Origin of the sequence: Isobaculum melis (genome assembly GCF_900111355.1) — a bacterium.
Taxonomy (GTDB): domain Bacteria; phylum Bacillota; class Bacilli; order Lactobacillales; family Carnobacteriaceae; genus Isobaculum; species Isobaculum melis.
Map to the genome: position 1 here is coordinate 1 of NZ_FOHA01000026.1, position 13,777 is coordinate 13,777.

General features: G+C 37.2%; 13 protein-coding genes and 1 riboswitch. Of the genes, 1 reads left to right on the plus strand and 12 read right to left on the minus strand.

Features of this window, described 5'->3' with window-relative positions; translation table 11 throughout:
• Nucleotides 1-258: 258 nt before the first annotated feature.
• Genes BMW29_RS12830 through BMW29_RS12850 form a run of 5 tightly spaced genes read right to left on the minus strand, consistent with a single transcriptional unit; the run spans nucleotide 259 to nucleotide 3,779 of the window.
• Complete coding sequence (locus tag BMW29_RS12830; RefSeq protein ID WP_092654009.1) at nucleotides 259-576, minus strand: aminoglycoside 6-adenylyltransferase; 318 nt, start codon at nucleotides 574-576, stop codon at nucleotides 259-261.
• Nucleotides 566-1,297: a TatD family hydrolase gene (locus BMW29_RS12835; RefSeq protein ID WP_092654011.1), complete on the minus strand. Its 732-nt coding sequence runs from the start codon at nucleotides 1,295-1,297 to the stop codon at nucleotides 566-568. The genes BMW29_RS12830 and BMW29_RS12835 overlap by 11 nt, the downstream gene beginning before the upstream one ends.
• Nucleotides 1,287-2,027, minus strand: coding sequence for an ABC transporter ATP-binding protein (locus BMW29_RS12840; protein ID WP_245706287.1), 741 nt, complete (start codon nucleotides 2,025-2,027; stop codon nucleotides 1,287-1,289). Before BMW29_RS12840 ends, BMW29_RS12835 begins: the two co-directional genes overlap by 11 nt.
• Nucleotides 2,028-2,031: 4 nt before the next feature.
• The gene (locus BMW29_RS12845) at nucleotides 2,032-3,030 is read right to left on the minus strand and encodes an ABC transporter substrate-binding protein (protein ID WP_092654013.1); all 999 of its coding nucleotides are present in this window, start codon (nucleotides 3,028-3,030) and stop codon (nucleotides 2,032-2,034) included.
• A complete protein-coding gene (locus BMW29_RS12850) occupies nucleotides 3,027-3,779 on the minus strand; it encodes an ABC transporter permease (protein ID WP_092654054.1) in 753 nt (250 codons plus the stop codon). The genes BMW29_RS12845 and BMW29_RS12850 overlap by 4 nt, the downstream gene beginning before the upstream one ends.
• 49 nt (nucleotides 3,780-3,828) lie before the next feature.
• Nucleotides 3,829-3,936: riboswitch (TPP riboswitch) on the minus strand.
• Between the two features lie 397 nt (nucleotides 3,937-4,333).
• Here BMW29_RS12850 and BMW29_RS12855 point away from each other — a divergent pair.
• Complete coding sequence (locus BMW29_RS12855) at nucleotides 4,334-5,866, plus strand: InlB B-repeat-containing protein (RefSeq protein ID WP_092654015.1); 1,533 nt, start codon at nucleotides 4,334-4,336, stop codon at nucleotides 5,864-5,866.
• A 68-nt stretch (nucleotides 5,867-5,934) separates the two neighbouring features.
• Here BMW29_RS12855 and hutH read toward each other — a convergent pair whose 3' ends face one another.
• The 7 genes from hutH to BMW29_RS12890 all read right to left on the minus strand — a co-directional run bounded on the left by hutH (nucleotide 5,935) and on the right by BMW29_RS12890 (nucleotide 13,505).
• On the minus strand, nucleotides 5,935-7,482 hold the full coding sequence (gene hutH, locus BMW29_RS12860) for a histidine ammonia-lyase (protein WP_092654017.1): 1,548 nt from the start codon (nucleotides 7,480-7,482) through the stop codon (nucleotides 5,935-5,937).
• 54 nt (nucleotides 7,483-7,536) lie between these two features.
• Nucleotides 7,537-8,841 carry an APC family permease gene (locus BMW29_RS12865; RefSeq protein ID WP_092654019.1) on the minus strand — a complete coding sequence of 435 codons (1,305 nt, stop codon included), beginning with the start codon at nucleotides 8,839-8,841 and terminating at the stop codon, nucleotides 7,537-7,539.
• 131 nt (nucleotides 8,842-8,972) lie between these two features.
• Nucleotides 8,973-9,584, minus strand: a complete 612-nt coding sequence (locus BMW29_RS12870) for a HutD/Ves family protein (protein ID WP_092654021.1) — start codon at nucleotides 9,582-9,584, stop codon at nucleotides 8,973-8,975.
• A gap of 20 nt (nucleotides 9,585-9,604) precedes the next feature.
• Nucleotides 9,605-11,281 (minus strand): formate--tetrahydrofolate ligase, encoded by a 1,677-nt coding sequence (locus BMW29_RS12875; RefSeq protein ID WP_092654023.1) that lies wholly within the window; start codon nucleotides 11,279-11,281, stop codon nucleotides 9,605-9,607.
• A 68-nt stretch (nucleotides 11,282-11,349) separates the two neighbouring features.
• On the minus strand, nucleotides 11,350-11,976 hold the full coding sequence (locus BMW29_RS12880) for a cyclodeaminase/cyclohydrolase family protein (RefSeq protein ID WP_092654026.1): 627 nt from the start codon (nucleotides 11,974-11,976) through the stop codon (nucleotides 11,350-11,352).
• A 17-nt stretch (nucleotides 11,977-11,993) separates the two neighbouring features.
• Nucleotides 11,994-12,893 (minus strand): glutamate formimidoyltransferase, encoded by a 900-nt coding sequence (gene ftcD, locus BMW29_RS12885; RefSeq protein WP_092654028.1) that lies wholly within the window; start codon nucleotides 12,891-12,893, stop codon nucleotides 11,994-11,996.
• Nucleotides 12,894-12,977: 84 nt separating this feature from the next.
• Entirely contained in the window at nucleotides 12,978-13,505 is a 528-nt protein-coding gene (locus BMW29_RS12890; RefSeq protein WP_092654030.1) for a folate family ECF transporter S component, read from the minus strand.
• Nucleotides 13,506-13,777: the final 272 nt, after the last annotated feature.

The following is a 13,777-nucleotide window of genomic DNA, read 5'->3' on the forward strand; positions in this document are numbered from 1 at the left end:
TAAGGGTAAAATTTTGGATTGATTGCCACTCGTCTGAAAAGCGTCACTACCTTGTTCTAGATACGGAGTAAGGCATTAATACCTTCAACATCTAACTCATTCGCAAACAGCCAATCAGAGAGAGGTGCCAGTCTTTCGAGAACGAGTTCAAAGACTCAAGGAATGAACGGCACAACCTCTCAATCCAATAGTTATATTATCTCAGATGAACTGAGTTAATACCAAATGAAAATTACAATGGTTCATAAGGTTCTCCAATTATAATCGGAAGATAAAAACCTTAAATATAATATACAAGGTATAAGAGGCTTCAAAATTTTGTGGTTTTCCATAGAGGTTAGCATCCATTTGATCTGGCTCTTGTTTGATGAGTAAGTCACCAAATTCTTGTATCCAAGTATGGTTTTCTAAAAATGGCGTGGTTTCATTTACCACATAAACGATATCGTAATCTTGAAAAATATCTTTTGGTACATTAGGATTGGTTCTTGAGCCATTCATATAGACAGCTCGAATATTGTCATTTTGCTTGGCTTTAGTTAGGATTTTTTCCACGACTTCATTTTTAATCGTCATTTTTTCTCCCTCCTAGAAAGGTTTGGAAATTGGTTTCAAATTGGTGTGCTAATTTTGACATAGAGATATTTTTCTGTGCTGAAATATAGGCCAATGTTTGTTCTAATACTTTTTTATAGGAAGAAAGTGGGATTTTTTGGTTGATTGCCCATTCAATCGCTGCAATGCCATCTGATTCTATCAGCATTCTTGAGAGTGGTACTTTTGCCACAACTTGTTGAACTGCTTGATCTTGATAAACAGAAGGGCCAATTGTAAAGTAGCAGTCTTGTGCTAAATACGCTTCTAGGTATTGCAAACTTGAATACCAATGAACCAAGTAACGGTTTGGATAGTTTTGGATGATTTCTGCAATGTCTTTTTCCATCCCTTTGGTGTGTAAGACAACTGGCTTTTGTTGCAGCATAGCATACCTTAATTGGCGTTCAAAAACTTCTTTTTGAAGCTTCATTGGCACCTTACACCATTCATTGTCTAATCCTATTTCACCAATCACATTGACTTGTTCAAAGCAGTGAGCCATTTCCTGCCAATTTGCTTGATCTGCTTTCCACGGATGAACACCAACGCTTAAGGTTAAATGGCTCTTGTCGCCTAACCATTCTTTGATTTGAAGATACTCGGCTTGACTGTCACAATTAATAATCCCTTGAATCTGTTCATCTTTGAGCAGCTGACAAAAGGCTTGGTTATGAATATGGCAATGGGCATCAATCAGCATTGGTCTCTCCTTTTAATTCGTGATAAATGTCATTTCTTAAGGCGCCATTTGCATAAAGCCATTCTCTAGATCTAACCTGTTCAGTTAAGTGAAATTCCTTTTGAATGGAGGCTGGTTTGCCTCCTAAAATCAGTATGCGATCAGATAAATAAATGGCTTCATCAATGTCATGAGTGACTAAAATAATCGTTTTATTTAATTTCCCTCTGATTTCATGGAGCCAATCCTGCATGTCTCCTCTTGTAATCACATCTAGTGCGCCAAAGGGTTCATCTAGCAGTAGAATATCTGCATCGCACAGTACGGTTCTTAAAAAGGCTACACGCTGGCGCATGCCACCTGATAATTCGTTTGGATAGGCTTTTTCATAACCTTTTAAGCCAAATAATGCTAACTGCTTCATGACAAAGGCTGCATCAATTGGTTGATGATGGATGCGTTGATATAAGCAAACATTGTCAAAAACGGTCTCCCATTCCAGTAAAAGGTCTTCTTGTGGCATATAGGCAAAATGTAAGGATAAGCCTTGAATTTCTTCATGATCAACTTTAATGGTACCTGTTTGTTTTTGCGTAATGCCTGTTAGAAGATTTAAAATCGTTGATTTTCCACTACCGCTTGTTCCTAATAGGGTCACAAATTCTCCTGTTTTAACTGAAAAGGAAACATGCTCTAAAATTTTTCTTTGTGGATAACTTAAGGATAAGTCTTTAATTGTTAGTTTCATCATCGCTTCACTCGCTTAAAAACTGATTGGTATATTGTTCATCAGCTGGAATTTTTTTCTGAATTAAACCATTTTCATATAAAAAGTCGGTATAGTTGTTCCAAGTGCTATCCTTCATTTCTCCCCATGTAGCTGGATCAGCTGTGTAATTTTTTGAAACAAAGTCTTGGGATTTTTTGAGAAGTTCTAGTTCATAATCGCTGGCATATTCATGGAGAATCTCGGCTGAGGCAGCTGGTTCAGCAATCGCCTCTTGATAGCCTTTTTTTGTTGCCTTTAAAAAAACTTTTGCTGTCTCTGGGTCATTGTCTAAGACTTCCTGATTTGCAATGATCACTGGGGTATAGTAATCTAAGCGGCTATCCAACTCTCTCAGGGGTAAATAATTTAGTTGGACATCTGCCATCTCAGCTTTGACATTGTCCCAGCCTTCAAAGAACCATTTGATATCCACATCTTTTCCAAGAGCGGCAAAACCTCCGCCAGCATCTCCAACTAAGGTCAGTTTATCAAAGTCGGCATTGGCATTTTTCATGACTGCCTTAATTACTGCTTCTTCACTTGGTGATTGCCAACCTGCATAGACTTTTCCTTCAAAATCTTTTGGTGTCTTAATGGCTGCATCCTTTGTGCTGACAAAACCAGAAGTGTTATGTTCCATAATTGTTGCAATCGCTTTAATTGGTAATTGGTCCTCTGATGTGAGTGCATAGGTGACATCTTCCTGGTAGCTGACACCAAATTGGCCTTTGCCAGTCGCAACAAGTGTCGCAGAAGTATTTTCATTACCTGGCTCAATGAAGGTTACATCTAATCCCTCTGCTTCATAATAGCCTTTTTTCAGCGCAACATACATTCCTGTGTGATTGGTATTTGGTACATAATCCAACACCACGGTTATTTTTTTGAGCTGTTGATTGGTCTTCTTACTTTCCTCTTTTTGTCCACAAGCTGCTACACTTATCATTAAGAATAGACTTGTGAAAATCAGTCCTATTTTTTTCATCTGCTTTTTCTCCTTTTGGGATACACTTGTTTTTCAATGAAGGCAACGATTCCGTTTAACAGTAAACTCAAGATGATAATCACTACAACACAAGCAAATACTTTGTCTAGCATATACCCATTTTTAGCACGAATCATATAATAACCAAGCCCTGCTGAAGCACTGAGCCATTCTCCAACAATGGCACCACCTATACAGTAGGTAGCAGCCACACGTAAACCAGAAAAGAGACCACCAATGGCTTCTGGAATTTTTATCAAGCGGTAAATCTGCCACTTTTTTGCGCCAAAGGTTTTTAATAAATTGATTTTATCTGTTTCAATTCTTCCTAAGGCATCGGAAAATGAAACAATCATTGGAAAGAAGCACATGAGCACTACCATGATAATTTTTGGTGCCATGCCAAAGCCAAACCAGATGGAAAACAATGGGCCTAATACCATGACTGGAATCGTCTGTGAAATCACAAAGTGTGGATAAATGGAAAATCTTAAGGTTTTGGAGGCATCCATTAGTAAGGCAATAACGAAGGCCAAAACGGTTGCAATGATTAATCCAATCAACGCTTCTGTTAAGGTTACCATGCTGTGCTTCAATAGTTCTGAGCGCTGTGAAAGAAAAGTTGTAAAAATCTTAGACGGCGCTGGTAATAGATATAAAGGCAATTTGAGCCATCTGACGGCACTTTCCCAAATGAGTAACAACACAATCAAGGTACTCATTGGATAAAGGATATTTTTCTTGTTCATTTCTACTCCTAACCAATAAAAAACTGCACCATCTGGGAAGGATGGCACAGCAAAAGATAACGCACAACTCCCTACGATGGTCCTAACCAACAGGTTCAAAGGGTCTAAGCTCACAGCTTACTCTCAGGTCGTATTACGACCTCCCCATGTTTGATATTTAGTTTATTTGTTCTAATTGCATCAAGTGTACTATAAGCATTTTTAGATTGCAACTGTTTCTATCATACTTTCATTTTGGGCTTCATTTTTTAAGCGTAAATGATACTTGTACTGGTTTGATTATAAAGCTACTAGAATTCCCTATTAAATACAAACCCCCTAACAAAAAACAGAAAAATGTTTTCTGCGCATACCAAACAATTATAATTATCATTCGAAAAACACGATTCAAATCCACTTTCAAATAATTTTAAATTACAAGTAAATAGTATTTTTAGATAAAAACGCATTGACTTTGTTTAGCATCATTCTTATAATAAGTACTGTACAACTAAATAAAAATGGCTTTACATAAGGAGAATGCGAAATGAAAAAAAAGATGGATAAGTGCCATCATGCTAGTTTCATTTTTTAGCATGGGCTTAAGTTCTGTAAGCGCAAACACTACGATGAACCATCATTTAGGTACTTCAGTAGAAGAAGCAGACATCACGATTCAGCCTGATATTGTTACAAACCTTTTATTAGATCAAACTGGAAACGATTTATCGCAGATTGCTAAAGATCATGTCTTATACAATTTAAAATCTGTTGATATCACACGTTATCGTCAAAAAATTGTCGTTGAGTACTATACTGGAGACTATAATGCTTCAAGCTTTATTGGTAGTGATAGTGGTTACGCAGATTATGAAGATGGTATTGCTAGCTATATTATGAGCATTCCAGAAATAAATGCTGCTTTTAATCAAAATATTCCTACGACGAATAAATTAGTCAATTTAGATCCTGCTAAAGCTGGTAGCTTTGGTTATGTCGGTAGTTATCTTGAAAATGGCGATACACTAACGGTTAAAGTGCTCGCTACTGCAATTAAAACCTATCCAATTTCTGTTACCTTTTATCAAAATAAACAAGATGTTTTAAATCCTAATCCACTTGGTATGACCTTTACTGAACTGGATGCAGCAACTAGTGACTACTGGCGAGTTTATCAATTAAGTACTTCTGTTAGTGGTGTCGTTGGACAAACATTTGATATTCGCACAATTGGTCGCATAGCTGATACTTATACGGCGGGTAGTCGTACTGGAAACTTAGCCTATTTTGGTAGATATGATGCAAACAATGCTTTTGGTGAAGAAACAACCTTTACAATTGGTAATGAAGCACCTCAAAGATTGGAATTAGGCGGTTTTTACTATAAAGATGATATTGGAAGTCCAGTTAAATCACCAGGATTTGCTTCTGCTATGAGTTCTGGTGCATCGATTGGTTTCACTGGGAAAGATGTGACTTGGAAAAATAGTGAAGTTACTGAAAGTCTTACTTTAGATGATGAAGCTGCTAAGACAAAACTTGCTGCTTATCCATTTAATCTTGATGGTGACCCATTTGACACACCTGAATATGTGCTTTATTGGTTAGATGACAACTGGATGTTAGGACATCGTTTGGCCTTGGACTATTATTATGATGAGGGTACACCTATCATACAATATTATACAGTCAGCTTTGAATCAAATGGCGGAAATGCCATTGATCCGATTGCTAATGTCGAAGAAAAAACAAGTATTACAGCACCTGAAAAACCGCTTAGATCTGGTTTTGTTTTTGATGGTTGGTACCAAGATGCTGCCTTAACAACACCATGGAATTTTGAAACAGATGTTGTGACAAGTGATCTGACACTTTATGCAAAATGGTCAGAAGAAGCTGCAGTAGTTCCTGAAACAACCCCAGAAAAAGAAGACCCAATAAATGATGCTACACCAGAAGCAGAAACAGCTACAAGTAAAACGGAAGCAGAGAAAAAGACATTACCTCTGACAGCAGAAATGCAAACACCATCATTACTTTTAGTTGGTTGTTTACTCATTACAAGCTTCTTAGTGATTCATTATAAAAAAAGAAACAAAGTATCTTAAGCAATAAATAAAAAGTTGTTAACAGGATTTGTACACCTGTTAACAACTTTTTTTATAACTTAGCTGGCTTAATATTGAATTGTTAAGCCCACTTCTTTTTCAACTGCTGCTAATAGCTCGCCATCCATTAGCACTTGTGTTGCTTTCTCTAATTCATCATAGATTTCAATTTCCTTATCATGCTCAAGTACATTGACTTTCTCTCTGAATTTATCATAAGCAATTTGCGTTCCTTTTCCAAGCACACCTTTCTTCGCTTCTAAATGGAATTCAATCGCTTGGCAAGCTGCCATTAATTCTGTTGCAACAATTCTTCTTGAATTGCCCACGATATCACGTGCTTTTCTTGCAGCTGTTGTTCCCATGCTGACAAAATCTTCTTGGTTTTCACAAGATGGAATCGAATCCACACTAGCAGGATGAGAAAGAATTTTATTTTCTGATGCTAAGGATGCTGCTGCATATTGGGTAATCATAAAGCCTGAATTTAACCCTGGATGCTTCACTAAGAATGATGGTAATTTACTTAAAGAAGCATTGACTAAGCGTTCAACACGACGCTCAGATACATTACCAATTTCAGAAGCTGCAATGCCTAAGAAGTCAAATGGTTGTGCCAGTGGTTCACCATGGAAGTTTCCACCTGAAATCACATCGCCTCTACGTGTCACAATTGGATTATCTGTTACTGAGTTGATTTCTATTTCTACTTTTTCTTTGACATAAGCCACACTATCTTTACTTGCACCATGAATTTGTGGCATACAACGTAATGTATAAGGATCCTGTACACGATCTTTTGTTGCTGGAGTGGTTAAGGTACTCCCTGCAATCAAACCACGAATATTTTTAGCAGTTGCTAATTGACCACTTTGTGGACGAATAATGTGTAAATCTTCATCAAATGCATTCACAATGCCATTGTGTACTTCTAATGAAAGTGCACCAACTACATCTGAAAGTTTTAAGAGTTCAATTGCATCATACGTTGCTAAGGCGCCAATTCCTGTTAAAACAGTTGTCCCATTAATAAGGGCTAACCCTTCTTTAGCTTCTAGTTGAATCACTGGAATACCAGCTTTTTTCATTGCTTCTTTTCCTGTCATCAATTCGCCATCATAATAAGCACGACCTAAACCCAACATTGGTAAGACCATATGCGCTAAAGGTGCTAAATCTCCGGATGCGCCTAATGAACCTTTTTCAGGAATATGTGGAATAAGATTTTTGTTTAACATATCCACTAACGTTTGGATGGTTCCTAAACGGATACCTGAATAGCCTTTAACTAATGAGTTAATACGAATTAAAATGACTGCTCTTACTGCATCTTCTGCTAAAGGATCACCAAAGCCACAAGAGTGTGTTCTAATAAGATTTTCTTGTAGCTGGACAGTATCCTTAGATGAAATACTCACATTAACAAGGGAGCCAAAACCAGTATTTACACCATAAACAACGCGTTCATCTTCAACAATTTTATCAATAATTTTACGAGATTCCTTCACCGCTTCTTCAGCATCTTTTGCAATTGCGACACGCTGCCCTTTTCTTGCAACAGCAATCACATCTTCTAATGTTAAATCATTTCCTGTTAAAATCAGTTCCTTAGTCATTCATTGTTCCTCCTATTTACGCAATTTTTCTTTTAGTAAAAATAATGTTTAAAATCATGCCGCTTTTTCTTTTTTATTTAAAACAAAGTATAAAATAGCTGCAACAACAATTCCACCAACTGCAAAGATAATATTGATCATATCTGTTGCAGAAATCATCCAGAGACTGACAAGCACACTTAAGATTGGAATAACCGGTCCAAGCGGTAATCTAAAGCTTGGTTTATGTCCCATGCCTTTTTTACGCAAGGCAATAACTGCTAATGATGTTGGAATATATTGGATAAAACGCATCACAACACTTAATTCTGCTAGTTGTTCAAAGGAACCGCTTAAAACAAGCAAGCCTGAAAGGATTCCAGATACTGCAATCGCAACAATTGGCGCACCTTTACGATTTTTTTTCGCAATAACTTTTGGCAATAAGCCTTCGTCAGCAATTGAGGCCGCATATCTCGGTACCATCATAGAATCTCCCATATTTAAACCACCAATTGAGATTAATGCACCAATAGCAATCATGTATTTTCCTAATGGTCCAATCATTTCAAAGAAAGCATCTTGAACTGGTGAGACACTTTGCATAATACCTGTTCCCAACATAGCGATTGTTCCTGCAATAATCATGAAATAAAAGAGGGATACAACGCCTATTGACATTAAAATGGCTTTTGGCACATTTCGTTTTGCATCACGCATTTCTCCAGCAACAATTGGTAACGCTTCAAAGCCAATAAAGGCATAGAAAACAATCAAGGAAGTTGACCCCATCGCTTGAGAGAACGTCACATCTGGCGCAAGCTGTAGGAATGGTGTAAAGTTGCCTGCATCCAAGCCTTTTTTAATAAAGAAAATACTTAAAATTGAAAAGGCTACAATTGGGATTAGCTTGGCAATTGTAATCACAACGGTAAAAGTCTTAGAGGTTTTTACCCCAAAGCTATTAATCACTGATAATAGTAAAATAAGAAGTAGACTCACAATCGTTTCATAGCCACCAACCTCTGGGAATAAGGCCACAAGTAATTTGGAAAAGCCTGCTGCCATAGCTGACCAGGCAATTACAGTAACAATCCAGCCTAGAAAACCAACGATAAAACCAACAAAGTCACCAAAGGCTGCTTTAGAGTATTGGAAAGCGCCTCCATTTTTATCAAAATAACCTGCAACCTCAGCAAAACAAAGGGCTAATAATAAGACCAATAAGACATCCACTAGCATTGCTAATAGAGAGGCTGGCCCCATTCCCTCATAAATTCTTTTGGGAAGTAAAAATATTCCTGAACCAATTACTGCATTAATACCATATAAAGTCGCACCACTCAGGCTAAATTTCGACTTTTCATTTTCCTGACTCATCTGTCAATCTCCTCTCCACTTTCTTTGAGCAATTTTACTTGTTAAAGACAACTGAAATAGTAAGATTGGATAATAGGATCCACATTTAACAGATTCCAAGACAGGTTTTACCATTCCTTGAAATCTTACTCTTATTTACTTTGTAATAGTTCGACAACTACTGCAAAAGCAACATCATTTTGGGATTCGTCTGATTGAAGACAAATTGTGGTTTCAGTTTCAATATCAGAAAGAAAGAGACTTTCACCTTTTTCTAGTTGTATCACTTGTTTTGACAGTTGAAATTGAGGATGGATGATTACTTTCAGTGCGTGTAAGCAATAAATTAAATAGTCCCCTGTTGGTTTCAACAAGATGCTTTGATTGCTTGTGATTGGCAACACCTTTCCCTGATACTCTGGTCGGTAAATCAGATTAAAATCAACACAAAGACCTTGACTATGTGTCTCATTGCTACCACTAAAATGATCCTGTTCAAAGGATTGCAGCTGCACGGTTCGCAGCTGTTCTCCTTCCTGATGTTCTAGCGTTATTTCGCCCTTTAACACCATCAGTATTCTTTGATAGCCTGCTAAACAGCTAAAAGTACTTTCTGGCAATTCCACAGTTGCAGAGGAAATGCGGTAGTCAAATTTTTGTTTAGCATAATCTCCATCTGGCGGAGAAATAAAGAGTTCCTTTGTTTCCCCACCACTCCATTTTGTGACTTGATCATCACTTGTCCTTATGATGTTTTGTTTCATTTCAGTGTCTCCCCTGCTTCCTAGAATAGACCTGAAATTACACCAAATTCATCTACATCAATTTTCTCTGCTGCAGGCACTTTTGGTAAGCCTGGCATTGTCATAACTGCTCCTGTTAAGGCAACAATGAAGCCTGCTCCTGCAGAAATCTTCAAGTCGCGAATCGTAACAGTGAAGTCACTTGGACGACCAATGAGACTTGCATCATCTGAAAATGAATATTGTGTTTTCGCCATACAAATTGGATAAGTACCAAAGCCTAATCGTTCAAGATTTGCCATTACTTTACGTGCTGCTGGTGTGATTTCTACACCTGTCCCACCATAGACTTTTTGCACAATTTTAGTTAATTTCTCTTCAATGCTATCTTCTAAATCATAAACATAGCTAAATTGATTTGGTTGTTCAGCAAGCTCAATGACTTTTTCTGCTAGCTCAACACCACCAGCGCCACCTTTACCCCAAACATCAGAAACGACAACATCCACTCCGCGTTCTTGACAAGCTTGATAGACAGCTTGGAGCTCTGCTTCTGTATCTGTTGGGAATTTATTAATTGCAACAACAGCTGGCATCCCATAAACGTTTTGGATATTTTCTAAATGTTTTTCTAAGTTTGGTAGGCCTGCTAAAACTGCCTCAACATTTTCAGGTCCTAATTCTTTTTTAGGAACGCCACCATGCATTTTTAAGGCTCTAATGGTTGCAACTAATACCACTGCATCTGGTTTTAAGTCTGCAAGTCGACATTTAATATCAATAAATTTCTCTGCACCTAAGTCTGCACCAAATCCTGCTTCTGTAACTGCATAATCCGCATATTTTAAAGCCATTTTAGTAGCTAAAGCACTATTACAGCCATGGGCAATATTGGCAAATGGGCCACCATGAATTAAAGCAGGTGTATGCTCTAAGGTTTGGACTAAATTTGGATGAATCGCATCTTTTAATAGGGCTGCGAGTGAACCTTCTGCTTTTAGATCACCTGCTGTGACTGGTTCACCTGCAAAAGTATACCCTACAATAATTTTTTTCAATTTTTCTTTTAAATCAATCATATCTGTTGCTAAGCAAAGAATCGCCATAATTTCTGAAGCAACTGTAATATCAAAGCCATCTTCTCTTGGTACACCATTGACTTTGCCACGTAAACCATCTACAACATAACGTAATTGACGATCATTCATATCGACAACGCGTTTCCAGGTAATTTGACGGCTATCAATTCCTAATGCATTACCATGATGAATATGGTTATCTAATAATGCGGCTAATAAGTTATTGGCTGCACCAATTGCATGGAAATCCCCTGTAAAGTGTAGGTTAATATCTTCCATTGGGACAACTTGAGCATAACCGCCACCAGCTGCGCCACCTTTTACACCAAAAACAGGTCCTAATGAAGGTTCTCTTAAAGCCAGCATCGCTTTTTTTCCAATTTTTGTTAAAGCATCCGCTAAACCAACTGAGGTTGTTGTCTTTCCTTCTCCTGCTGGAGTTGGTGTAATCGCTGTAACTAGAATTAATTTACCATCTTTCTTATCTTTCATTTTATCTAATTGATGCGCATTTAATTTTGCTTTATATTTTCCATATAAAGAAATATCATCACTTTCAATGCCTAATGTTTTTGCTACTTCTTCGATGGGTTTCATTTTGACTTGACTTGCAATTTCAATATCTGATAAATGGGTCATTTTGTTATTCCTTCTTCCTTTAGTCTCTTTAACCTATACCAACCAATACCTAATCATCGCTTTTTTTATTAAACAACCTTTAAGATGTCTTCATAAATCTGATCTGCTAATGGGCAGCTTTCTGCTAAGAGTTGCTCCCCTTTTTGACGGTATTCTGCAACAAATGCCTCGTCTTTAATACCAGAAAGATTAATTAAGACATTTAACCATGCACCTTGGATGCCTGATTTCATATTTAAGGCAGCAACACCTAAATCACTTGCTGCATTGACATTAGATTTACCAATCGCTCGAGCAGTTACTTTCAGGCCTGTTGCAATTTCTTCCATGATTTCATACGGACAAATTGCGGCTCCTTTTAAGGCTACCTGCATCGCTTCGCGACGTTTTGCTTTTTCTTCATCTGTTTCTTTTGGCATACTAAAGACTGCTGAAACCTGATTAAAAGCTTCTGTATCTTTATCAATGGCTGTCAGCAATGCTTCATGAACTTTTTTAGCATCCTTTAAAACAGCTTTCATTTCTTCATCATATTCTGCATATTTTTTCTTACCAATCGTTAATTCTGCGACCATAATCACTAATGCAGCACCCATTGATGCGGCTAACGCTGAGGCAGAACCCCCACCTGGAGCTGGTTCATCTGATCCTAATTTCCCCATAAACTCTGTTACTTTTAAGTCAACTAATTTCATTAGATATTCTCCTTTTTTTAACTTAATAGATGATTTTCTAAAATTTGTTTTTGATAGTCAAATTCTTCAATTTGTAAGTAATATTCTGCACAATCGATTAATGCTTTAGCTGGTGTTAAACCAATGACTTCACTCCCGATAATATTGACACCATAACGTTTTGCTTCAAAGCGAATGGTTTCAAATGCGCGGTAAAGTGGTGTTCCCTCAAAGTTGACCATATTCATCGAAACTTGTGCAATATTGCGGTCTTCTAGCATAACGCCAATCCCTTTACAATATTTAAATCCGCCACCTGAGCCACGTACAATTTTTGCAATTTTATTGGCAATTGAAATATCTGATGTATCTAAGTTGACGTTAAAGGCTACTAATGGCATTCTTGCGCCAACTGCTGTTACACCTGCTGTTGGATGAATTTTTCTTGCACCAAAGTCTGGTGCCCATTCTTCTTCTAATAGCTTTTCAGGCATGCCTTCAAATTGACCTTTACGAACTTTTGCTAAATTGACACGAGAAGGGTTTGCTGCTGATTCTTCATATAAGAAAATGGGAATGTTTAATTCATCATTAATACGTTTGGCTACTTTTTTAGAAATTTCAACACATTCTGCAAGGGTTGCATCTTTAACTGGCACAAATGGAACCACATCTGTTGCGCCCATTCTTGGATGTTCACCATGTTGTTTAGTCATATCAATCTGTTCACTTGCATATTTCACTAATTGGAAAGCAGCTTCCTGAATTCCTACTTCATCTCCGACTAATGTAAATACACTACGGTTATGACTTTTGTCAGATGAATGATCAAGCAATGTTACACCTGCTACACTTTGAGCAATTTTGACTAAGCCATTAATCGTTGCTTCATTTTGACCCTCACTAAAATTTGGAATACATTCAATTAACTTTGACATTTTTTATAACTTCCCTTCTTGATTTATAATGACCTATCAGCTCACACCTCACATGAAGCTGTTTACTGATAAATGATTTCGATATTATTTTTTTACTGGTGTTAAACGTAAACGAATGAGCCGATTAACTGTTTCATGATTGAAAAGATAGTAGCTAACAGCCACTTTAACTGGTAGCCCAATCAGCTCTTTCCCAATTCTTAATGGCATCAACTCGATAATGGGTATTTTAAAAAGAAGATTTAACCAAATTGGGGTTAAAACAAGACTAATGACACACATAATGGTTATCTGAGCAGCGACGTTCCGCTTTAATGTGATGTTCTTCTGATAAAAGAATAGGCCATAAATAAAAGGGACAAGAAATGCATTCAAAGTAAAACCCGGAAAATACATTGCTTTTGGAAATAGTATCATCCCAACTACATCACCAACCACACCACCTAAGCCAGCTAACCAAGGTCCAAATAAGTAACCCATCAACATTAATGGGATAAAAAAAAAACTTAACCGCATAATGGAATTCTCAAATGCTAAAAAACGCGTACAAACAATTTCAAATGCTACCAACAAACTCATTAACGCAATTGTTCTACTTGTTATCTTTTTCAATTGAACATCCCTTCCTCTACCAAGAAGCCTAACCAGAAAACGCTTTCAACTTACGTGAAGAATAACACCCTTCCAAAAGGGTGTCAATAGCCCTAAACCCTTGCAAATACTGGTTTCCAAGAATATTTTCTTCGTTTTTTTATAGATGAATTGAATGACTTTTTTTTGTATTTTAAAATGAGGAAATGATTTTTTGACACTTTTTTGACACCTTTGTTGTATAAAGAATTATTATTGAGGTTCGCTTTGGAAATGATGGGGCTAACAAATGA

Coding starts and splice junctions, on each gene's coding strand:
- BMW29_RS12835 (WP_092654011.1), bottom strand. CDS start 1,297: ATGCTGATTGATGCCCATTGCCATATTCATAACCAAGCCTTTTGTCAG.
- hutH (WP_092654017.1), bottom strand. CDS start 7,482: ATGACTAAGGAACTGATTTTAACAGGAAATGATTTAACATTAGAAGAT.
- BMW29_RS12840 (WP_245706287.1), bottom strand. CDS start 2,027: ATGATGAAACTAACAATTAAAGACTTATCCTTAAGTTATCCACAAAGA.
- BMW29_RS12845 (WP_092654013.1), bottom strand. CDS start 3,030: ATGAAAAAAATAGGACTGATTTTCACAAGTCTATTCTTAATGATAAGT.
- BMW29_RS12855 (WP_092654015.1), top strand. CDS start 4,334: ATGCTAGTTTCATTTTTTAGCATGGGCTTAAGTTCTGTAAGCGCAAAC.
- BMW29_RS12870 (WP_092654021.1), bottom strand. CDS start 9,584: ATGAAACAAAACATCATAAGGACAAGTGATGATCAAGTCACAAAATGG.
- BMW29_RS12875 (WP_092654023.1), bottom strand. CDS start 11,281: ATGACCCATTTATCAGATATTGAAATTGCAAGTCAAGTCAAAATGAAA.
- BMW29_RS12880 (WP_092654026.1), bottom strand. CDS start 11,976: ATGAAATTAGTTGACTTAAAAGTAACAGAGTTTATGGGGAAATTAGGA.
- BMW29_RS12865 (WP_092654019.1), bottom strand. CDS start 8,841: ATGAGTCAGGAAAATGAAAAGTCGAAATTTAGCCTGAGTGGTGCGACT.
- ftcD (WP_092654028.1), bottom strand. CDS start 12,893: ATGTCAAAGTTAATTGAATGTATTCCAAATTTTAGTGAGGGTCAAAAT.
- BMW29_RS12830 (WP_092654009.1), bottom strand. CDS start 576: ATGACGATTAAAAATGAAGTCGTGGAAAAAATCCTAACTAAAGCCAAG.
- BMW29_RS12850 (WP_092654054.1), bottom strand. CDS start 3,779: ATGAACAAGAAAAATATCCTTTATCCAATGAGTACCTTGATTGTGTTG.